Here is a 20949-nt window from a genome sequence, read left to right as displayed (position 1 = left end):
CTATTGATGAAGAAATTGATAACAGCAGAGGATTTAACGCAAATCGTGTCTGTTTCTCATCCAGTCTATTCACCAGATGGAAAAAAGGCTGTTTTTACAAAAGTATCGGTGAATGAAAAAAAGGATGATTACAATATTCATTTATGGGTTCGAGATGAAGAGACAGGGGAGCTGTCTCAATGGACATTTGATGATGGAAAGCATCATCAACCAGCATGGTCAAAAGACGGAAAGCAGCTTGCGTTTATTTTGCAGAAGCCAAAGGAAGTCCCTCAGCTCGCACTCATTCAGAGCGATGGCGGCGGCTTTCGTACTTTAACGAATATTCCTTACGGCGTCTCTCAACCTGTATTTTCACCGGATGGAGCGTTCATTTATGCAGCGGTCTCATTAAAACAAGAAGAATCTGTTCATGATGAAAAAAAAGAAGAGCGTGATGACTTTGCTCCGGCCGTATATGATGATTTGACTTATAAAGCAGATGGCAGAGGCTTTTTAGATGGGCGTCTGACGCAAATTGTAAAAATCGATGTCCGTTCCGGCGAGGTAGAGATGCTTACGAGTGAGCCGCATCATCATGTGAATCATGTCATCTCTCCTTGTGGGAAGTGGCTTGCGTATATTCAATCAAATCCTCAGACGTTTTACATAAGTGATATCTGTCTCCTTTCCTTAGAGGACGGTACATCCAAGAAAATTACCCAATCAACAGGCGCTTACACGACTGTATCATTTTCTCCAAATGGAGAAAGCCTTTTGTACATTGGACACGAACGTGAATTTCAGAATGCAACCTTCCCATCATTGTGGCTGCATGACCTGAAGGAGAAAAAGACCGTTCAATTATCAGAAATGCTCGATATGTATGTAGGAAACTGTATGGCAGGGGATAGTGTTATGGGTGAGGCTAATCAGTTTCCACAATGGACAAAGGATAGTCAGGGGTTTTATGCGCTTGTTTCTGATCAAGGGAGTACCGGAATTTATTATTTCTCTATTGAGGGCTTAGCCTATCCCGTTCGTTTAGAGGCAGAACATGTGACGAATTTCAGTCTTCATCCAGACGAATCAAAAATGCTGATCAGCCGTCTTTCGCCTGTCTCGCCTAGTGAGCTGTATGAGCTGACTTTAGGGGAATCCTCACTCAAGCAAATCACGTTTGAGCATGATGACTTTCTAAAGGAACATGTCATATCCGAACCTGAACCAATTTCTTTCCAGTCAAAAGAAGGAGACGTTGTACATGGCTGGTTGATGAAGCCTGCTCAGATGGAAGAGGGGAAGACATATCCACTAATCTTAGAAATTCATGGAGGGCCGCATGCGATGTACGGTCATACGTATTTTCATGAATTTCAAATGCTTGCCGCTGAAGGGTATGCGATTGTGTACATCAATCCTCATGGCAGTCATGGGTATGGACAGATGTTTACGGACCGTGTAAGAGGCAGCTATGGTGACGTTGATTATGAGGATGTCATGCTGGCTGTTGATCATGTGCTCGAAGCCTATGACTTTCTTGATGAAACAAGGCTTGGCGTAACAGGCGGCAGCTATGGCGGTTTTATGACCAACTGGATTGTCGGACAGACAGACCGTTTCCGTGCAGCTGTTACACAGCGTTCCATCTCGAACTGGATTAGCTTTTATGGCATCAGTGATATCGGTTATTTCTTTACAAAATGGCAGATTGATGGGGATATTTATGACTCTGTTGATAAGCTATGGGATCGTTCGCCGCTAAAGTATGTAAAACAGGTGAATACACCGCTTCTCATCCTGCACAGTGATGAAGACTACCGCTGCCCAGTCGATCAAGGAGAACAGCTTTTTGTGGCATTAAAGGAGCTTGGAAAAGACACGAGATTAGTCAAATTCCCGAAGGCTTCTCATGATTTGTCGAGAAGCGGCCACCCTGGGCAGCGTATTCAAAGACTGACCTTTATTCAAGAATGGTTTAGAGAGAAGTTATCCTAATTAAAAAACGACCCAGTAAGGGTCGTTTTCATGTCATATATGAATTAGAAAACCTGTTCAACTTCTACAACGCCAGGTACTTCTTCTAATAATGCGCGCTCAATACCGGCTTTCAATGTAATGGTTGAACTTGGGCAGCTGCCGCATGCACCAAGAAGGCGTAATTTCACAATGCCATCTTCAATGTCTACAAGCTCACAGTCTCCACCATCACGTAATAGAAATGGACGAAGTTTGTCCAGTACTTCCTGTACTTGGTCTTTCATTTCGACTTCAGTCATTAGATATAATCGCTCCTTTCACAACATATCACCATTATATTCATCTGGACGATAAAAATCTATTGATTGGTTTCAAAGTTTCCTTCTCATTATAGCACAATCTCATCTTGAAACAAAAAGTGATTTTGACTTTTTTCATACAGAAAATTCAGCTAAAATAAAGAAAGAATAGGGGGCTTGTCAAATGAACAAAACCGTTGACCTTTATGTATATGGAAGAGATGTCCTGTGCGCTAGTTGCGTGAATCTGCCTTCTTCAAAAGATACATTTGAGTGGCTAGATGCAGCATTAAAACGAAAATATCCAAATCAGCCGTTTCGCATCACATATATCGATATTGAGCACCCGCCTGAAAACGAACGCCAAAAAGAATTGTCTGAACGAATTCTTGATGATGAATTCTTTTATCCGCTTGTCCTTGTTGAGGATCAAATTGTTGGAGAGGGCAATCCGAAATTAAAAGATATTTATCAAGAAATGGAGAAATACGGGTACGAAGAGAGCAGTGAATGAGCTGTTCTTTTTTTAGGAAAATAAACAGAACAAACGTTCCTTTTTAGGTTGATTTAGAACGTTTGTTCGTTTATAATGAGATGAAAGGAGCGTGAGCATCATGAATTATTTACTAAAACAATCTCTTCATCAACAAATACCGATTGATATGATTTATATGAAGAAAAATGGAGAGTGCTCGAAACGAAAAATCATTGTACATCGTCAAACTGAACAGTTCATACAAGCGTATTGTTTATCGAAGAAGACGATCAGAACGTTTCGTAAAGACTGCATCCTTGCGCTTGCTCCTATCAAAGTGAACCATTCATCGGTACATGCCGTTTCATAATAAAAGCTCCTTCATTAGAAGGAGCTTTGAGAAAAAATTCACATCATTTTATCCATTGTGATGCTTGTACATCCAAAGAAGTCCAGATTTTAAGAGTCTTGGAACACGACCAACAAGTGGACGATCCGCCACTAAGCCAAAGCCGGCTTTTTTCCCTAAAGAGCCGAGTACGCCTTTTAACTTAAACTGCGGGTAAGCCTCAGGAAGTGGCTCATTTTTCCAGCGTTTCTGTAGAGATTGCACAATTTGCTCTGCCTGTGCCTCGGCAAGCTGTGCACTTGGTGCATGAGGCAAGCTTGCGCAGTCACCTACGACATAGACATGCTCATCTCCAGGGAGATTGTGATGAGGAGTTAAGACGACACGGCCTTGTGCATCTTTTTCAACATCCATATCTCGCACGACTTTACTTGGCTGAATTCCTGCTGTCCACACGATGACATCTGCTTCAATGGCATCGTCATGGTTGTACACAACTCCTTCTTCAACCTTCGTAATATTGGCGCAGTTAATGTTCTTCACATCATTTTCTTCAAACCATTTTTGTACATATAAACTTAATCTTTTTGGGAAACTGGAAAGAATCAGTTCTCCGCGGTCAAAAAGAATGATGTTTAAATCAGAGCGGCTTTCACGTAGTTCACTGGCTAGCTCTACCCCGCTAAGTCCAGCACCGACGATACCAACCGTTGCACCTGCACTCAAATTGTTTAATTTGTTATACGTATGTCTTGACTGATCAATGGTTTGAATGCTGTATGTATGTTCTTTCGCACCAGGGACATTGTGATACTTGTCCTCACAGCCGAGTCCGATTACCGTATCATCATATGGAATCGGTTCACGGTCGCTAAATAAGATCTGTTTGTTTTCAATATCAATTTTTTCTACTTCCCCGTATTGAATATCCAGCTTTGGATGCTCTGGAAAAGATACTCGAATGTGATGATCAGAGATCGTTCCAGCAGCAAGTGCATAATATTCTGTTTTTAAACAGTGGTAAGGATTTCGATCAATTAATGTGATAGTAACATCATCAGGTAATTGATTTGGCAATAAGCGGTGGAGAACCCGCATATTCCCGTAACCTCCGCCGATCAAGACTAAATTTTTCATGACGATTCTCCTTTTCCCCCTAGACATTGAAAAACACTTATACTAAAAAACTTTAAGTTAAAATACCAAATAAAATTATATCGAATTTACTGTGAAACCACAATAATTGTTTCAAAATAACCTACATATTCATTACTTAGTCCTAAATAGTAAAACATTTTACGGGGAATAGGCGTAACGATTTATTGAAGCTCATGTTTTGACTAATAGAAGGAATTTCGGTAGGATAGTAAGGCAAATGTGAGGTGAAGCACAGTGTTTCCACTGATCGAATTTTGTGTAAGTAATCTTGCACAAGGGTCTCAAGAAGCAAAAGAGAAACTTGAAAAAGACCCAAACTTAGATGTAATGGAATACGGTTGTTTAAGCTACTGCGGCAAATGTATGGACTCCCCATTTGCCCTTGTGAATGGAGAATTTGTTTCTGGAGAAAATGCAGAGCAGCTAGTTGAGCGTATTTATGCTTTTATAGAGGAAAACGACATGTTTTAAATGCACCACATGGGTCATGAGGTGCATTTTTTTCATATATTCAGTTTCCGTTTTTTAGGGGAAAATATAGAAAGCGCATCCAATATGTTATGCTAATAAAATATCATTAAAATGAAGCATCACACGAGAGAAAAAGAGGCATATGCATAATAAAAGCCCTTTGCCATGGCAGCAAAGAGCTTCTATGTATGAAAAACGGGGGATGATAAGATTGTCTCCTGAATCGACTCCTTTTATACTATAAAGAAACAACATTTTTGGAGGACGCTCATGACATCATTTCAATTCACGAAAATGCACGGACTAGGAAACAATTATATATACGTCAATCAGATGAAGGAACAGCTTCCAGAAGAGCAGCTGTCAGAGATAGCGATCCGCGTTTCTTCTGTTTATACAGGTATCGGTTCAGACGGAATGATCCTCATTTGCCCATCAGATGTTGCGCCTGTGAAGATGCGCATTTTCAACAATGATGGATCAGAGGGGAAAAACTGCGGTAACGGTCTGCGTTGCGTTGCAAAATATGTGTATGAGCATCAAATCGTAACAGACACAACGTTCCAGATTGAGACATTGTCAGGACTCGTTGAGGCGACCGTTCATGTGCAGGATGGTCACGTTCAGTTAGTGACAGTTGATATGGGTAAACCTCGTTTTGAAAAAGAAGCGATGCCAATGCTTGGTGAACCGGCCAGTACAACGATCAATGAACCGCTTGATTTTGGCACGACGACCTTAAATGGAACAGCTGTTTCAATGGGGAATCCCCATATCGTTTTCTATTTAGAAGACATTGAACAGGCGCCGCTCGATTCGCTTGGGCCAATCATTGAAAAGCATGACATGTTTCCAGAAGGCGTCAATGTAGAATTTGTGGAACATGTCAGTGAAACGGAACTGCATTTTCGCGTGTGGGAAAGAGGATCAGGGATTACGCAAGCGTGCGGAACAGGAGCATGTGCTGCGGCTGTATCAACGATTGTCAATGGACATGCGAAAAAAGAAACGGATATGACCGTTCATCTAGCTGGCGGAGACCTCATCATTCGCTGGAAAGACAATGACCATGTGCTGATGACAGGACCTGCTGAAACGATTTGTGACGGCACATTCTATCTCTAAACCATTTATTTGAGAAAAGGCAACATCACGTTTATAATTGAAAAGAAACATCCAGTCAAAAGGAGGGATGATCGTGAGTACACCAGTAACGATTACAGAAGCTGCTGCATTGCAGATTAAAGATATGATGAAAGAACATGAAGAAGAAAATGCGTTCCTACGAGTGGGCGTAAAAGGCGGCGGCTGCAGCGGTCTTTCATACGGGATGGGCTTTGACCATGAAGTCTCAGAGAAAGATACGCAGTTCGAACAGCACGGCATAAAGGTTCTTGTTGACTCCGAAAGCCTTGATATCATGAACGGCACCATCATTGATTTCAAACAATCACTAATGGGCGGCGGTTTCACGATTGACAATCCGAACGCGATTGCGTCATGCGGATGCGGTTCTTCGTTCAGAACAGCTACCAATACCGGTACGCCGGAAGAGTGTTAGAATTTCAGTATCAATGAATTCTGTAAATCCATTTTGAATAAAAACCTCCTCAATTAGATTATAAATTTGAGGAGGTTTTTTTATGTTCTTTTTTAAAGGTGCTTAAAATTCTAACAAGGTTTTCAACAAGTCTATTTGAAATGATTAGATATAGCATGAGCATACAGTATGTTTCGTACGATAATTAGAATTCATTATTACACCGATTTGCTTTGAAATTCATTAAAATGTTTAGGTGAAAAATAATCCGCAATTTTTTAAAATTTCATTTGTATCAAGTACGGTTGCTTCTTCAATTCCTACATTATTCATTTTCATAAAAGATTGTACAGCTTGATAACCTACTGCATAGCCTGCAAAGGGTGATAATCCGACAGGTTGATATCCTTGTTCTTTTGCAATGTTATCACCAAACATATAACTACTGACCTCAGCAAACCCTTTCGTATATAAAGCGTCTTTAATCACTTCTTTTGAATATTCTAAGTCCTGTTGATCAAAAGAAGTGACCCAAGGTCCTAGCATCTTTTCACCATAAAGTTCTTTTGCAAATGATTCAGCTAAACCTTCTATAATTAAGTAATCTCCAACCGTTACATTTCCGTAATCCCATTCAAAATAGGAAAAACGAATATTATGATGGAATTCATGCGCAATTAGAGCGGGGATCCGTGGGATGTTATAAGAGTTCGGATATATTGAGCATTGGATAAATCCCGGAATTCCTCCAAAGCCACAATACCCTTTTTGTTGTTCTAGCTTTTTCGGATCAGCTATATATAGACCAAATCTCAATTCATCAGAATTTATATGAAGGTTGTGTTTTTTGATAAAATTCATACAATAGTTCAAGGTGGTATTTGCCATTTGAAGAGCTTGAATTTCTTGTAGTTTTTTTAACGCTTGTTTACCAGTTTGTGTTTGTGATACATCAAGATAGCCAAGCATATTGGTTGCCATGATGACATCATAGCCATTTTTTTGTGTAGCTTTTAACGGAACGTTTATCATATTCCACATCTTTTCAAAAGGCCTCATCATGTTGTATCGAAAAAAGTGTTCTTTATTTTCTTTTAGCGAAAACAATTTTTCGTATTGAGCGATTGTATCTTCAATGATGATGTTCATCAGCTTGGACCTCTTTTCTGTTGATCAGCAAATACTTTCATGGCTTCACTCATGAATGAAGCCAAGCCCTCACCATATTGATCTATATTTTTTGTAAATCGTTCATCTTGAATATAAAGTTGACCTAATCCATAAAATGCCTCGAGGGAGTATTGAGTAAAGTGATTATTTAAAAATTCATACCATTCTTTGATGGCGGCTTGTACCTCTTTGGATTGAGGAGTGAGGTTGCGGAGGGATGCTAAGTTATGAAAAACTCTATCCCATCTTAAAGATAAATCATGTTGTTCATCTTTCGACAATCGACTTAATTTGAAGTTCACGTTATCAATGGACTGATTCCCCCAGCGACAGCGAGCTTCTTCTTCATATTGGTTGAATTTCATGTTCATTCCCTTGAACCTCTCTTTATTTGTTAGGTGAATTTCTCCCGTTATATGTTTTAGCGTCTTATCAATATTTTCAATCATTCTATCGAGTGTATTTCGTTTTTCCATCAACATTTTTCGTTGTAATATAAATGCTTCATGTTTATCAAATGACGGATTGTTTAGGATTTCTTTTATTTCCTTTAAGTTAAATCCCAGTTCTCTGAAAAATAATATTTGCTGTAGTGTTTCAAGGTTTTCTTCTGAATAAAGCCGGTAACCAGCATCCGTGACTTCTTTTGGGGTCAACAAACCAATTTGATCATAATGATGAAGTGTACGAATACTAATATCAAACAATTCAGCGACTTCTTTTACTTTCATATTCAACACATCTCCTTATGATATTCACTATAAAGTATGACGTTACGTCAGGGTCAATAGAAAGGGATCAATGAAGGTGTAAAAATGAAAAAAAGACACTCATTCAGCGTCTCTTTCTCAAATTGTTTCTTCTATTTTCAATAGTTCTTTATCCAAGACATCCACCAACTCTTGGGTGCTAAACATATAGATCACCACTTCTTTATTGCCATCTTCCACATGGACTTCAATTTCAATTTTAATCTTTGCTGGTTTTTCATGGTACACCACTTCAAAGATGCCCATTCTTTTTGTTTCATTGTTTTTATTCATTTTTTGAACGTTGGTGAGTATCTGTTTGATTTCTTGATCACTCAAACCAGCATCTAAAACCGAAGTGGATACACGCTTTAAAAAAGGTTCTAGCTGATCAACATCCATATTCAATCCGGCAGCGAATTGAGCATAATGTTTGTTATAGTCTTTTGCAAACACTTCAACTGAACCGCCAATCATCAGTAACAAGCTTAAACTAATCATGAAACGCTTTATCATCTTTCCACCTATCCTTCATGACGATCTTCTACTTCTTATATCGGTTGAACCAATCAAACCTTCATTCATTCCATTCCTTCTTAAACAATTTGTAAATCGCTCAATTTTGTTACAGCTTGTCCTCACAACTGGCTATTTCCCCTCGAAAAGAGTATCATGAGAACCAAACATAAACTGTCATCAGAAAAGAGGTTGCTGAGGTTTGAGTGAACAAATCAATTGCAGGAACTGTCATGAACTGATTCCGTATCGGTCCAAAACATGTCCATCTTGCGGGATAGACAAGCCGCTTCCGAAAAAGGAACGTGTGAAGGATCGGGTAATTTTGGTTGTGGCAGGAATTGTTGTGGTGTTACTTGCTGCAATGGTACTTGGAATGGCGAATGCCTATATTGGGATTTTTAAATAAACAAAAAAGGAGTTCCGCAGATGGAACTCCTTTTTTTGATCCGTTCTTATTTATTTTCAAATAAGCTTGTGGAATGGAGCGGCTGTACACGGGCTTTCGGGTCCATGTAGGCTTTCGCGTTGTTCACAGCAGTTGGTGCTTCACCAAATCCGCTTGCGATTAATTTGACTTTTCCTTCATACGTACAGATGTCTCCTGCCGCATAGAAGCCTTCGATGTTTGTTTCCATCGTGGATTTGACCACGATAGAGTTCTTTTCGATTTCAAGGCCCCATTGTTTGATTGGTCCAAGGGAGGAAACAAAACCGAAGTTGACGATCACATCGTCCACATCTAGTACTTGTTTTTTATCGCCTTTCACTTCTTCAAGCACAATTTGTTCAATGCGTTCTTCACCAATGAGCTCAGTTGGCACAAATGGTGTCAGCACATTGACTTTCGAGTTGTGCAAGTTTTCTACACTGTGCTCATGTGCACGGAATTTATCACGACGGTGAATAATCGATACTTCTTTTGCGATTGGCTCAAGCATCAGTGCCCAGTCGACCGCAGAGTCTCCGCCGCCAAGAACAGCAACACGTCTACCAGCGAATTGGTTCAGGTCATTGATGAAGTAATGCAGGTTGCTTCCTTCAAATGATTCTGCTGCATCTAGCTCAAGCTTTCTCGGTTGGAATGCACCGTTACCAGCTGTAATGATGATTGTTTTTGAATAATGAACCTCTTGATTCGTAACGAGTTTGAAAATACCGTCTGCTTGTTTTTCAACCGTTTCCACAGCTTGCTCTAAGCAAATGGTTTGATCAAATTTATCCATTTGTTCCTTTAGATTATCAATTAATTCTTGTGCGCGGATTTTTGGGAAACCAGCCACATCATAAATGTATTTTTCAGGGTAAAGAGCGGATAGTTGACCGCCGAGCTGAGGAAGGCTTTCAATGATTTTCACACTTGCCTGTCTCATGCCCCCGTAAAACGCAGTAAACAATCCGACTGGGCCGCCCCCGATAACGGTAATGTCATATACCTTAGAATCTTCTTGCATTCCTTAATCCTCCCAAATGAAAATTGTTATCACTATATCATATCATACCACATATCGTCGTTTGACTTGTTTTGAAAAACTTGTCGTTTTTTGATGCCGATGCTGTGAAAAGGGGAAAAAAGAGAGAAAGACCGTTTATCCTAAGGATTTTCAGTTTAAAGCCTTGAAAAAAGGAGCAGAACTCGCTATTATTGTTAAGGGAACTAAATATTAATTTTTTATGAATTTTTGTCGGATACGGTCAAATGCTTTCGTTTTTTGTAGGTGAAAGTTCAGATTTTCACATACTTATTTTTTTGTTTAAATTTCATAAAATGCCGCAAAGCGGTTGAGAATAACGATATGTAATTCTTTATCCGTTTTACAGCAAATTTAAAAAAGGTGGATGTGATTCCAGTGAATAAACCGAAAATCGTTGTATTAGGTGCAGGTTATGGCGGATTAATGACTGTAACAAGATTAACAAAACAGCTTGGCACAAATGATGCGGACATTACTCTTGTGAACAAGCATAATTATCATTACGAAACAACATGGTTACATGAAGCAAGTGCAGGTACTCTTCATCATGACCGTTGTCGTTATCAAATTAAAGATGTGATTAACAGTTCCCGTGTCAACTTTGTACAAGCAACAGTTGAAAGCATTAATAAGGAAGAGAAGAAAGTTGTGACATCAGATGGCGAACTTTCTTATGACTACCTTGTTGTTGCGCTTGGTGCTGTTCCTGAAACATTTGGTATTGCAGGACTGAAAGAATATGCATTCTCAATCTCTAACATCAACTCTGCTCGTCAGCTTCGTGAGCACATTGAACTTCAATTTGCGACATATAATACGGAAGCTGAAAAGCGTCCAGAGCGTCTGACAATCGTTGTCGGCGGTGCAGGCTTCACAGGTATTGAGTTCCTTGGTGAGCTTGGAAACCGTGTACCTGAGCTTTGCAAAGAGTATGATATTGATCAAAAAGACGTGCGTATTATCTGTGTAGAAGCTGCACCAACAGCTCTTCCAGGATTTGATCCTGAATTGATCGACTATGCGATGAACTACCTTCAAGGTAAAGGTGTTGAGTTCAAAATCGGTACAGCGATCAAAGAATGTACGCCTGAGGGCATCATTGTTGGAAAAGACGATGATACAGAAGAAATCAAAGCTGAAACTGTTGTATGGGCTGCTGGTGTACGTGGTAACCCAATCGTTGAAGAAGCTGGATTTGAAAACATGCGCGGCCGCGTAAAAGTGTCTCCAGATCTTCGTGTACCAGAAAATGAAGATGTATTCATCATCGGTGACTGCTCATTAATCATCAATGAAGAAATTAATCGTCCATACCCACCTACTGCACAAATTGCGATGCAGCAAGGTGAAACAGTAGCGAAAAACCTTGCAGCACTAGTAAAAGGTGGCACGCTTGAAAGCTTTAAGCCAGACATCAAAGGAACAGTTGCTTCTCTTGGTGAACACGACGCTGTAGGTGTTGCGTTTGGTAAAAAACTTCAAGGAACAAAAGCTTCTGCAATGAAAAAAATCATCGACAACCGTTCATTATTCATGGTTGGCGGACCAGGACTTGTTCTGAAAAAAGGAAAATTCAAGTTCTTCTAAACCGATATAGACAAAAACGTGTATCCCTGTGGTACACGTTTTTTCATGTTTGACGGAATATTTTCTCACTTGGTACTGGACAGAAAAATATGTTATGATGAATTATCAGAAAATTTAGATTAAGGAGTGAGCAATATGAATGCACAAACGAAAGAAAAAAAGTCAACTTGTCAGTATTGTTCAGGAAAAGGATATTTTCAGTTATTGCTCGGCGGATCAGAAACATGTGAGGAATGTAAAGGGACAGGAAAGAAGCATTAATCTTACGGCTTTTTCCATTGATTGACTTCATCTCTATTTCCAAGTTAAACTAATGATGGGATATTTGGGGGTGGAGATGAAGTGATCAGTTTACCAGTCGTTATCATTTCAGTTATTTTATTTTTCGTGTTATTCTTCGGCATTGGCTTTTTGCTGAATATGCTGCTGAGAATGTCATGGATTATGGCAATTTTATATCCAATTGTATGCCTTTTCATTATCAATAATCAAAAGATGATCGCTTATGTAAGAGAACCAGGCATTGCTTTTTCCGGGATAGGAGACCGCATCGTTTCTCTTGCTGCGGCAGATATCATCATTTTATTAAGTGGTCTAATTGGTGCCATTGCCTCAGGTTTTGTCATCAATGCCCTTCGTAAAAGAGGCTATCAAATGTTTTAACTCACTTGTCTACACGCAAGTGGGTTTTTTTGTTTCTCCTTTGCATAGTTTCCATTTTGTTTGGAAACAAATAGATGGGTAGAGGAGTGACAAATAGAAATGAAAACATGGATGAAACGATTGTTCATGACAGGTCTGTTTATGCTTGCCTTGATGACAAGCTTTACGGGCATATCTGGCGTAGAACCAAGTGATCTCGCTGCATGGGTGAAAGAGACCGATGCCGGTAAGCACGTATCTTCTTTTTTAAAGCATCCAAAAAGGCAGACGATGGCGGTGAAAAGTGATGATTTGCGTGCTGTTTCTCTCGAAGAAGCATTTAATTGGAACGATTATCCGAAGCAAAAGGTTGTCGCCACAGGTTATACAGCAGGAGTAGAATCAACAGGTAAGACGAAAGAACATCATGCATATGGCATTACATATTCAGGCGTCAAAGTAAAACGTGATTTATATTCAACCGTGGCAGCGGACCCATCTGTCTTTCCGATAGGAACTGTCCTGTTTATCCCCAATTATGGCTATGGTGTAGTCGCAGATACTGGGAAAGCGATTAAAGGTCATAAGCTTGATTTATATTATGAAACGGTTGATGATGTGTATAGAGAATGGGGTAAAAAAGTGCTGGACGTTTATGTGATTAAAAAGGGTGAAGGGACGCTGACAGAAAAAGACTTAAATCAGTTGAATGAAGCAGAATCGATGCAAGTGTTCCGGCAGCAGTTTCAAGCCAATAAAGAATAAAAAAGCTTTGGATCTCAAAAGGTCCAAAGCTTTTTCGTTTCTACATGAAGTAATAATCTAAGATGAGTGTGAGCAAGATTCCTGTTAAGCCGCCGAAGAAGACTTCAATCGGCTTATGCCCAAGAAGCTCTTTCAATTTCTTTTGCTTCTCTTTTTCTTCCGCATTTGGGAAGTTCTTTGCCTCGGCAACAAACCGGTTAAAATCTGTGACCAGTTTGTTCAGGACAGTTGCCTGTTCTCCTGCCTGTCTGCGAACACCTGTCGCATCAAACATTGTAATAATGGCAAAGATGGCGGAAATGGCAAAAATAGATGTTCCTAGCCCGTGCTCTAAAGCAACTGCTGTTGAGAGTGCTGTTACTGCTGCGGAGTGTGAACTTGGCATTCCGCCTGTGCTTGTAATGAGCGACCAATCTAGTCGTCTAGAAATGATAAATTGAATCGGTACTTTTACAAATTGTGCAAAAAAGATGGCTGCAAGGCTGGCAAGCAGCGGAAAATTCGTCAGTACGCTCATGAACAAGAAACATCCTCTCTTTAAGAAAAAATAACGTGCGAAATGATAAAGTATTTACCCTAGTAAGATAAAAAAATGATGGCAGTAAGAACTGTTGCCAAGTCCATGTTCATTATAACATTAAAGAAAGTAGATGTGGAACGAGGAGACCATGGACAGGCTGCTATGGATCGCTGCCGCTTTTTCATGATGCCCTTCCGCGTGCCAAAATATAAATGTTCTTCAAGGGAAGACAGGCTGGCAATGATCGTATCAGCACATAAATTTTGATATAATAGAAGTTCCAATGTGAAATATGGAGTTCATTGAAGGAGCGTGTGATAAATATGTTTTTCTCGACAAATGAGTTGCAACATAAAGATACACTGGCCATCGGACTTTTTCAAAAGAGCCAATTATCAGGAAAAGCAAAAGAAATGGATGAATTACATGGAGGAAGAATCACTGAATTACTAAAAGAAGGCGATATTTCGTCTAAGCGAAATCAGCTTTCGAAATTTTTCCCATCCCCTGAAACCGGCATTAAACGTATTTATTTTGTCGGGCTTGGGAAGGAGTCAGATTACACGTTTGAAGAGGCAAAGGAAGTGTTTGCGCATTTATTTAAAAAGCTTCATCAAGATAAAAAGCAAGCAGTTTCGGTTTTGCTTGATACATTTACAGGAAAGGATCTGCCTGTTCAAGATGCAGCCCATGCCCTTTCTGAAAGCTGCCTTTTAGCTACATATGAATTACAAGATTTTAAACATAAAACGAATGAACCGGATCGCTTTATCGAATTTGTTTATGCAACAACGGATCATGATGCTGCCGAAATTCAGGCAAGTCTGAAAGTGGGCGAAGTCTACGGACAATCGGTCAATTCGGCTCGTACACTTGTGAATATGCCGCCGAACATGCTCACGTCCTCTGATCTTGCATCCTATGCGGCAGAGCTTGCTTATAAATATGAATTCGAGATTGAAATTTTAGATAAAGAACAAATGGAAGAGCTCGGAATGGGCGCTATTCTAGCCGTTAATAGAGGCTCAACAGAACCACCGAAGCTGATTGTATTGAAATATCAAGGCAAGGAAGAATGGACAGACGTCATCGGTCTTGTCGGTAAAGGGATTACGTATGATACAGGCGGGTATTCCTTAAAGCCAAGAGCAAGTATGGTGGGGATGAAAACAGATATGGGCGGCTCAGCCTCTGTTTTAGGTGCAATGGAAATCATTGGTGAACTTCGTCCAGGGCAGAATGTCATTGCGGTCATCGCCTCAACAGATAATATGGTCTCAGCAGATGCGATGAAGCCAGATGACGTCATTGTCTCACTAAGCGGCAAAACAATCGAAGTGCTTAACACGGATGCAGAAGGCCGTCTTGTTTTAGCAGATGGTGTGACCTATGCGAAGCAGCATGGTGCCTCTGTGCTTGTGGATGTTGCGACATTAACAGGCGGTGTCATTGTGGCACTTGGGAATGAAACAACAGGCGTGATGACCAATAACGATGAACTGTATGCCCAGTTTAAAGAGGCATCAGAAGAATGCGGGGAAATGATTTGGCAGCTGCCAATCACCGAAAAAGATAAAAAACGAGTAAGAAACAGCAAAATGGCTGATCTGAATAACTCACCAGGTCGTGATGGTCATGCGATCATGGCAGGTGCATTCATTGGGGAATTCGCTGAAGACACCCCTTGGGTTCACTTAGATATTGCAGGAACAGCCACGACAGAAAAGCCTTCATGCTTTGGTCCAACAGGAGCAACAGGTGTGATGGTCAGATCATTAGCAACATTTGTGGAACGATTTGAACCGAAGAAATAACGACGGAAGCTCTGCCAACTGGCAGAGCTTTTTATGTAGGACATACGCCATTTGACGAAGTAAATTTTCTATGGTAACATACGTTGGTACTTTAATTATCTACTACATTAGTAAACTAAAGGATTTCGGAGGTTTCACCATGAATGCAGTTGTTTTAGCGGTTGTTTTAATGTTGATATTAAGCTTGCTGCGGGTCAATGTCGTGATTGCGCTGGCACTTGGCGCTTTAGCGGGCGGACTTGCAGGTGGATTAGGTCTAGGGGGAACAGTTCAAGCGTTCACTGACGGTCTTGGCGGAAATGCGACAGTGGCGATTAGTTACGCACTATTAGGTGCATTCGCAGCCGCACTGACGAAAACGGGTCTTCCTGATGCCATGGTCGAAGGAGCAGTAAAGCTTCTTGGAAAAGAAGGCGATTCAAGAAGAAAAACATTATCAAAAGTGCTCATTATTCTGGTCATTTTGATCGTATCTTGTTTTTCTCAAAACGTTGTTCCTGTTCATATTGCCTTTATTCCGGTCTTAATCCCACCATTATTAAAGGTGTTTAACGAGCTTCAAATTGACCGCAGACTGCTAGCATGTGTGATGACTTTCGGACTTACTGCACCATATATTTTACTTCCGGTCGGTTTTGGACAGATTTTTCACGGAATGCTTCGTGACAACATGAAAGATGCAGGTTTAACAGTGAATTTAGCAGACATTCCGTATGCGATGCTGATTCCTGTAGGCGGCATGGTTCTTGGCTTGATCGTTTCACTCTTTGTCTATCGTAAGCCAAAAACATATGAAAATCGTGACATTACGGATGTAGAAAAATCAGCATATACAAAAAAGAGCTTATTTTTTGCTGGACTTGCGATCCTTGTATCACTTATTGTTCAGTTATATCTCTCTCAAAGCCTTGGAGTCGAAGGGATGATCTTCGGTGCGCTTGCAGGCTTGCTTGTCTTGTTTGTAACGGGAATGATGAAACGCGATGAAGCAGATGCGCTGATTACATCTGGCATGAACATGATGGCATTTATCGGATTTGTCATGCTTGTTGCAGCTGGATTTGCCAATGTTTTAACGAAAACAGGAGATATTGAATCTCTCGTCAAGGCATCTTCTCAATTTATCGGAAACAGCCAAAGCTTAGCGGCCATTTTAATGCTACTGGTGGGTCTGCTAGTGACAATGGGCATTGGCTCATCATTTGCAACGATTCCGATTATTACGACGATTTTTGTACCGCTTTGTTTACACTTAGGGTTCAGCCCAATGGCGACTATTGCGATTATTGGTTCAGCTGCGGCTGTAGGAGATGCAGGTTCACCTGCAAGCGACAGTACACTCGGACCAACATCTGGACTGAATATGGATGGACAGCATCACCACATTTGGGGTACATGTGTCCCAACATTCGCCTTTTATAATATCCCGCTCGTCTTGTTCGGCTGGCTTGCGGCAATTATGCTATAAATGAAAAAAGGTTCCTTACTCATATAGAGTAAAGGAACCTTTTCTGATATTAGGAAGCTGTTTGTTCTTTTCGAAAGGATGTGGCTTTTGAAACTGATCGATAAATTTTAGGTGCCAGCATCGCAAGGAGGATGGTCAGTGCATAGTCTTTTACCATAAACCAAATCATGAATAACCATGTGGTTTGATAAGAGATTGGTGCGTTCAGCCATACATTTAATGCGATGTACGTATAAGTTGTCCCGATCACATACATCACGGTCGTTCCTGCAATGGCTGCAAATAAAAAGCGGCCAAAACCAGGGTTTTGTCTTTTTTCAAGAATGAATCCGGCAAGCCATGCAGCAGGAATGTATGATAACACAAAGCCACCGCTTTTTCCTAAAATAACGCCGAGACCCGCCGAGAACTGTGCGAATACAGGTGCACCAGCGATCCCAACAAGAGCATAGACAATCATGGCCAATGCGCCAAGTCGTCTGCCCAGCAAAAGACCAGCAAGTACACAAAAAAACGGCTGCATCGTAAGTGGGATTCCGCCGACCTGCAAAAATGGCACAATGGATGTGATATTGGCTCCGATAGCCATGAGTGCAGCAAACATCCCGACGAGCACAAAGTCAGCTGTTCTTGTCTTCTTTTGCATGATATTTCCCCCTGTCTTATCTGTACAAATAGATTAAGGGGAAGAGGTTCTTTTGTCAACTCATTTTTATTTTAGGTTAACAATAAAACCCGCCCCTGAAAAGGGCGGGCTGGATATTAAGCTTCGGTCATGGAAGAGGTTTCAAGGGCTTTACTAACAGGCACATAATCATAGCCGAGATCACGAGCGACAGCTTCATAGGTGATATGTCCGTTCATCACATTGACGCCTTCAGCAATCGCCTTGTTTTCTTTGATCGCTTTTGCAGCGCCTTTATTTGCAATCTGCAGTGCGTATGGGACCGTGACGTTTGTTAAAGCAACGGTCGATGTTCTCGGAACCGCTCCTGGCATATTGGCAACAGCATAATGTAAAATGCCGTGCTTTTCATAAGTAGGCTGATCATGTGTTGTGATATGATCGATTGTTTCCACAATCCCGCCTTGGTCAATGGCTACATCGACAATGACAGAACCAGGCTTCATTTGTTTCACCATTTCTTCTGTGACAAGGGTTGGAGCTTTGGCACCTGGGATGAGAACCGCACAAATGAGCAGGTCTGCCTCGCTCACTGAATCTGCAATGTTAACAGGATTAGACATTAACGTTTTCATTTGATGACCAAACTGATCGTCCAGCTGACGTAATCGTTCCGCATTTAAATCAATAAGAGTGACATCTGCGCCAAGTCCGATCGCCATTTTCGCTGCATTTGTTCCAACGACACCGCCGCCAATAATGGTGACTTTCCCTCTCGATACTCCTGGCACGCCTGCGAGCAGAATGCCTTTTCCGCCTTTTGGCTTTTCTAAAAATTGAGCACCAATTTGAGCAGCCATTCTACCTGCAACTTCAGACATTGGCGTTAATAGAGGGAGTGATTTTCCGTCCGTTACCGTTTCATAAGCAATGGCTGTCACACCTTTTTGTTTTAATGCTTCAGCCAAGGAGGGCTCTGCTGCAAGATGCAGGTACGTAAATAAGATCAGACCTTCTCTGAAATATGAATATTCTTCTGGTAATGGTTCTTTTACCTTCATAATCATATCAGAAGATGCCCACACATCTTTCGCTTGATCAAGAATCTCTGCACCAACAGATACATAATCGTCATCAGTGAATCCGCTTCCAAAACCAGCGTTCGTTTCAATTAAAATCTGGTGTCCAGCTGAAAGCAATTGAGATGCTGCTCCTGGTGTTAATGCGACCCGGTTTTCATTGTTCTTAATCTCTTTCGGAATGCCGATGATCATATCAATTCCTCCTATGCTTATCTATTGATATTGTATGTCTAGTGTATCCTGAAAGTTTAGAAAATTCTTCAGTTGAATGAAAAAATTAAAAAACGCCTCTTTGTGAAATTTCACAAAGGGACGTTTTTTAGCTTCATATCAAGATAAATGGTCATTTTCTCATTCATGTTTTTTAAATCAATTTCTGCAATGTCCGTAATCCGCTTCAGTCTGTAGTTCAGTGTGTTGATATGAATATTTAACTGCTTTGCGGCGATATTGGCGTTGCTGTCACAATCAATAAATCGTTCAAGGGTCTCGACGAGGTTGGAATGATGCCTGAGATCGTAATCCTCAAGCTTTGATAAAGAGTAACTAGAATAAGACGATCCCTTTCTTTTTTCTGCAAGCACATCTAAGTATTGATAAATACCTAGTTCAGAAAAGCTGTTTAAACGTTCTGTTTCCACAGGAAAGCGTTCTTTTGTTTTTAAGACGGCCAGTGCTTCTTTATAGGATGGCTGAATATGAGTAATGTGATCGTAAATTCCACCAATGGCCGCCTGAACGTCATGGAGCTGATACCGATCAGACAACTGCTTTAGCATGCCGCTTGTGAATTGTTTAATATCTTGAAGCGGATGTTCTGTTTTTGGCGAGACAAGAATAATGAATTCGTTAAAATCAACAGTCGTTAAAAGCACCTGCACTTGCTGCGTTGTTTCAAGTAGATAGGAGAGCTTCTTTTCCGTATCTTCTGTCAGTTCATCACGAAGGCGAAAGATAATAATGGCATACGTGTCTGGACACCTCATCCCAAGTCTCAAGAAGAGATCAAGCATCTCATCCTTTTCATGAATATGTCCTGTGAGCATCTTCCAAAATAGCTCCTGATTGCGTTCTTCTGTTTTCGTTTTTCGAATTTGTAAATTGAGTAATTTGTTTTTCACGGCATGTGCTGCCATCTTGAGAAGGTCCATTTCTTCATCTGAAAAAGGCTGCGTGGATTCAATCGCCCAGATAAAGCCGAGCACCTCTTTGTCTTTCCATATGGAAATGGCAACCCTGCTGGATAGACCGACTTCTGCAATTTGAGGTACGCGAAGCGGTTCATCTGTTTTAAGGAGTGTAGGAATGATACCGTCTTTCCAAAGCCGATTAATGACTTTTTCCGGTACACGGCGGGAGATAATGGTTGAAGTTCTGGCGGGATCAGTGAAATCATTATGTGTGCTATAGGCTAATAATCGATGATGAGTATCTTCTATAGTAATAGGGCAATTGAGCACATCACTAATTTGGTCTGCCACATCCTCTAAACGATCAAGGCTATACTTAAACGGATCTGTCTTTTTTGTCATAAAAAACCCCTGCTTTTTCGAATATTTCACGTACTTACATTATGAAGAGAATCAGGTACGTAAATCAATAAAAAAATGCCATAATCATTAAAAAAACAAAAAGCTTGAGAAATGAGCACATTGGTCATGCGTTGATCACAAAAAGAAATAGTACAATAATAATGTAGTAAAAAATCAATAGGCGGAAAGATTCATCGAAGTGCACGCCCTTTTATTAAGAATATATGACCAAAAAATTGTTAAATACTAGATAAAGAGCGAAAAAACAGTAATTCTATAGACTCATTTTGTAAAATAAAAACAGATTTGTTTGACTGTGTATCATTTCTGTTTTTATAATAATAACGTCAAAAAATAAGTGGATTAGCCCATTATATGGCGGCTATGCACGGGAGGTAATGAGGAATATGTCAGGAATTATTCGCGTAACCCCAGAAGAACTAAGAGCGACCGCTAAGCAATATGGTGTTGAAAGTCAAGAAGTGTTAAACCAAGTTGATCGTCTAAATAGAATGATCTCTGACCTAAAAGGAATGTGGGAAGGTGCTTCTAGTGAAGCATTTGCTGATCAATACGAACAGCTTAAACCTTCATTCATCAAAATGTCTGATCTATTAACAGATGTCAGCAATCAGCTTGATCAAACTGCAAATACACTTGAAAGCACTGACCAAGACATCGCTAGCCAAATCCGCGGCTAATCAAGGGGATTTCCTTTCTAAGTGTGAAAAGCAGAAAAAGCGCCGAGTCTGT

At 40.5% G+C, this 20949-nt stretch carries 24 protein-coding genes and 1 pseudogene; 15 read left to right on the top strand and 10 right to left on the bottom strand.

Going from position 1 to position 20949, the window contains the following annotated elements; all coding sequences use genetic code 11:
• The first annotated feature begins 6 nt into the window (after positions 1-6).
• Entirely contained in the window at positions 7-1977 is a 1971-nt protein-coding gene (locus ASG46_RS01140) for a S9 family peptidase (RefSeq protein WP_056702961.1), read from the top strand.
• A 44-nt stretch (positions 1978-2021) separates the two neighbouring features.
• On the opposite strand, the pseudogene ASG46_RS01135 reads toward ASG46_RS01140, so the two are convergent.
• Positions 2022-2321: pseudogene (locus ASG46_RS01135) on the bottom strand (NifU family protein).
• Between the two features lie 121 nt (positions 2322-2442).
• Between ASG46_RS01135 and ASG46_RS01130 the strand changes: the two are divergent.
• Both ASG46_RS01130 and ASG46_RS01125 read left to right on the top strand, forming a co-directional pair.
• Complete coding sequence (locus tag ASG46_RS01130) at positions 2443-2772, top strand: YuzD family protein (protein ID WP_008346819.1); 330 nt, start codon at positions 2443-2445, stop codon at positions 2770-2772.
• 100 nt (positions 2773-2872) lie between these two features.
• Positions 2873-3103: a WYL domain-containing protein gene (locus ASG46_RS01125; RefSeq protein ID WP_017358919.1), complete on the top strand. Its 231-nt coding sequence runs from the start codon at positions 2873-2875 to the stop codon at positions 3101-3103.
• A gap of 48 nt (positions 3104-3151) precedes the next feature.
• Here ASG46_RS01125 and ASG46_RS01120 read toward each other — a convergent pair whose 3' ends face one another.
• A complete protein-coding gene (locus tag ASG46_RS01120) occupies positions 3152-4219 on the bottom strand; it encodes an NAD(P)/FAD-dependent oxidoreductase (RefSeq protein WP_056702648.1) in 1068 nt (355 codons plus the stop codon).
• Between the two features lie 255 nt (positions 4220-4474).
• Between ASG46_RS01120 and ASG46_RS01115 the strand changes: the two genes are divergently transcribed.
• The 3 genes from ASG46_RS01115 (at position 4475) to erpA (ending at position 6272) form a co-directional block, all read left to right on the top strand.
• Entirely contained in the window at positions 4475-4711 is a 237-nt protein-coding gene (locus tag ASG46_RS01115; RefSeq protein WP_008346813.1) for a YuzB family protein, read from the top strand.
• A 270-nt stretch (positions 4712-4981) separates the two neighbouring features.
• A complete protein-coding gene (gene dapF / locus ASG46_RS01110; RefSeq protein ID WP_056702645.1) occupies positions 4982-5836 on the top strand; it encodes a diaminopimelate epimerase in 855 nt (284 codons plus the stop codon).
• 73 nt (positions 5837-5909) lie between these two features.
• On the top strand, positions 5910-6272 hold the full coding sequence (gene erpA, locus ASG46_RS01105; RefSeq protein WP_008357254.1) for an iron-sulfur cluster insertion protein ErpA: 363 nt from the start codon (positions 5910-5912) through the stop codon (positions 6270-6272).
• A gap of 231 nt (positions 6273-6503) precedes the next feature.
• On the opposite strand, the gene ASG46_RS01100 is transcribed toward erpA, so the two are convergent.
• The 3 genes from ASG46_RS01100 to ASG46_RS01090 all read right to left on the bottom strand — a co-directional run bounded on the left by ASG46_RS01100 (position 6504) and on the right by ASG46_RS01090 (position 8686).
• The gene (locus ASG46_RS01100; RefSeq protein ID WP_017367976.1) at positions 6504-7400 is read right to left on the bottom strand and encodes a DUF2268 domain-containing protein; all 897 of its coding nucleotides are present in this window, start codon (positions 7398-7400) and stop codon (positions 6504-6506) included.
• Positions 7400-8152 carry a MerR family transcriptional regulator gene (locus ASG46_RS01095; RefSeq protein WP_169476060.1) on the bottom strand — a complete coding sequence of 251 codons (753 nt, stop codon included), beginning with the start codon at positions 8150-8152 and terminating at the stop codon, positions 7400-7402. Before ASG46_RS01095 ends, ASG46_RS01100 begins: the two co-directional genes overlap by 1 nt.
• A gap of 117 nt (positions 8153-8269) precedes the next feature.
• Entirely contained in the window at positions 8270-8686 is a 417-nt protein-coding gene (locus tag ASG46_RS01090) for a hypothetical protein (RefSeq protein ID WP_056702641.1), read from the bottom strand.
• A 202-nt stretch (positions 8687-8888) separates the two neighbouring features.
• On the opposite strand from ASG46_RS01090, the gene ASG46_RS01085 reads away from it, so the two are divergent.
• Positions 8889-9095, top strand: a complete 207-nt coding sequence (locus ASG46_RS01085; RefSeq protein ID WP_008346803.1) for a hypothetical protein — start codon at positions 8889-8891, stop codon at positions 9093-9095.
• Positions 9096-9141: 46 nt separating this feature from the next.
• Here the strand turns inward: ASG46_RS01085 and yumC are convergent, their stop codons facing one another.
• On the bottom strand, positions 9142-10140 hold the full coding sequence (gene yumC, locus ASG46_RS01080; RefSeq protein ID WP_041091837.1) for a ferredoxin--NADP reductase 2: 999 nt from the start codon (positions 10138-10140) through the stop codon (positions 9142-9144).
• A 390-nt stretch (positions 10141-10530) separates the two neighbouring features.
• Between yumC and ASG46_RS01075 the strand changes: the two genes are divergently transcribed.
• The 4 genes from ASG46_RS01075 to ASG46_RS01065 all read left to right on the top strand — a co-directional run bounded on the left by ASG46_RS01075 (position 10531) and on the right by ASG46_RS01065 (position 13155).
• Complete coding sequence (locus tag ASG46_RS01075) at positions 10531-11748, top strand: NAD(P)/FAD-dependent oxidoreductase (RefSeq protein ID WP_160758061.1); 1218 nt, start codon at positions 10531-10533, stop codon at positions 11746-11748.
• 135 nt (positions 11749-11883) lie between these two features.
• Positions 11884-12009 (top strand): YuiA family protein, encoded by a 126-nt coding sequence (locus tag ASG46_RS21025; RefSeq protein ID WP_008346797.1) that lies wholly within the window; start codon positions 11884-11886, stop codon positions 12007-12009.
• 81 nt (positions 12010-12090) lie between these two features.
• On the top strand, positions 12091-12411 hold the full coding sequence (locus ASG46_RS01070; RefSeq protein ID WP_003212933.1) for a YuiB family protein: 321 nt from the start codon (positions 12091-12093) through the stop codon (positions 12409-12411).
• 99 nt (positions 12412-12510) lie between these two features.
• On the top strand, positions 12511-13155 hold the full coding sequence (locus ASG46_RS01065) for a 3D domain-containing protein (RefSeq protein WP_017358926.1): 645 nt from the start codon (positions 12511-12513) through the stop codon (positions 13153-13155).
• Between the two features lie 40 nt (positions 13156-13195).
• Here the strand turns inward: ASG46_RS01065 and ASG46_RS01060 are convergent, their stop codons facing one another.
• On the bottom strand, positions 13196-13672 hold the full coding sequence (locus ASG46_RS01060; protein ID WP_008346791.1) for a divergent PAP2 family protein: 477 nt from the start codon (positions 13670-13672) through the stop codon (positions 13196-13198).
• Positions 13673-13750: 78 nt separating this feature from the next.
• Here ASG46_RS01060 and ASG46_RS20880 point away from each other — a divergent pair, with 78 nt between their 5' ends.
• The 3 genes from ASG46_RS20880 (at position 13751) to ASG46_RS01050 (ending at position 16957) form a co-directional block, all read left to right on the top strand.
• Positions 13751-13942, top strand: coding sequence for a hypothetical protein (locus tag ASG46_RS20880; RefSeq protein ID WP_142407259.1), 192 nt, complete (start codon positions 13751-13753; stop codon positions 13940-13942).
• A gap of 56 nt (positions 13943-13998) precedes the next feature.
• Positions 13999-15489, top strand: a complete 1491-nt coding sequence (locus tag ASG46_RS01055; protein ID WP_056702640.1) for a leucyl aminopeptidase — start codon at positions 13999-14001, stop codon at positions 15487-15489.
• Between the two features lie 139 nt (positions 15490-15628).
• Positions 15629-16957: a Na+/H+ antiporter family protein gene (locus ASG46_RS01050; protein ID WP_008345907.1), complete on the top strand. Its 1329-nt coding sequence runs from the start codon at positions 15629-15631 to the stop codon at positions 16955-16957.
• A gap of 49 nt (positions 16958-17006) precedes the next feature.
• On the opposite strand, the gene ASG46_RS01045 is transcribed toward ASG46_RS01050, so the two are convergent.
• From ASG46_RS01045 to ASG46_RS01035, 3 genes are all read right to left on the bottom strand, one after another.
• Positions 17007-17603, bottom strand: a complete 597-nt coding sequence (locus ASG46_RS01045) for a biotin transporter BioY (protein WP_017358928.1) — start codon at positions 17601-17603, stop codon at positions 17007-17009.
• A 116-nt stretch (positions 17604-17719) separates the two neighbouring features.
• Positions 17720-18856: an alanine dehydrogenase gene (gene ald, locus ASG46_RS01040; protein WP_048002196.1), complete on the bottom strand. Its 1137-nt coding sequence runs from the start codon at positions 18854-18856 to the stop codon at positions 17720-17722.
• A gap of 110 nt (positions 18857-18966) precedes the next feature.
• Positions 18967-20196 carry a PucR family transcriptional regulator gene (locus ASG46_RS01035; RefSeq protein WP_007500450.1) on the bottom strand — a complete coding sequence of 410 codons (1230 nt, stop codon included), beginning with the start codon at positions 20194-20196 and terminating at the stop codon, positions 18967-18969.
• A gap of 407 nt (positions 20197-20603) precedes the next feature.
• On the opposite strand from ASG46_RS01035, the gene ASG46_RS01030 reads away from it, so the two are divergent.
• Positions 20604-20897 (top strand): WXG100 family type VII secretion target, encoded by a 294-nt coding sequence (locus tag ASG46_RS01030; protein WP_003213769.1) that lies wholly within the window; start codon positions 20604-20606, stop codon positions 20895-20897.
• The last annotated feature ends 52 nt before the right edge of the window (positions 20898-20949 follow it).

Origin of the sequence: Bacillus sp. Leaf49, assembly GCF_001426125.1 — a bacterium.
In the GTDB taxonomy this organism is placed as follows: domain Bacteria; phylum Bacillota; class Bacilli; order Bacillales; family Bacillaceae; genus Bacillus; species Bacillus altitudinis.
Note: the sequence above shows the minus strand (reverse complement) of the source record. Positions and strands in the feature narration are given on the sequence as shown.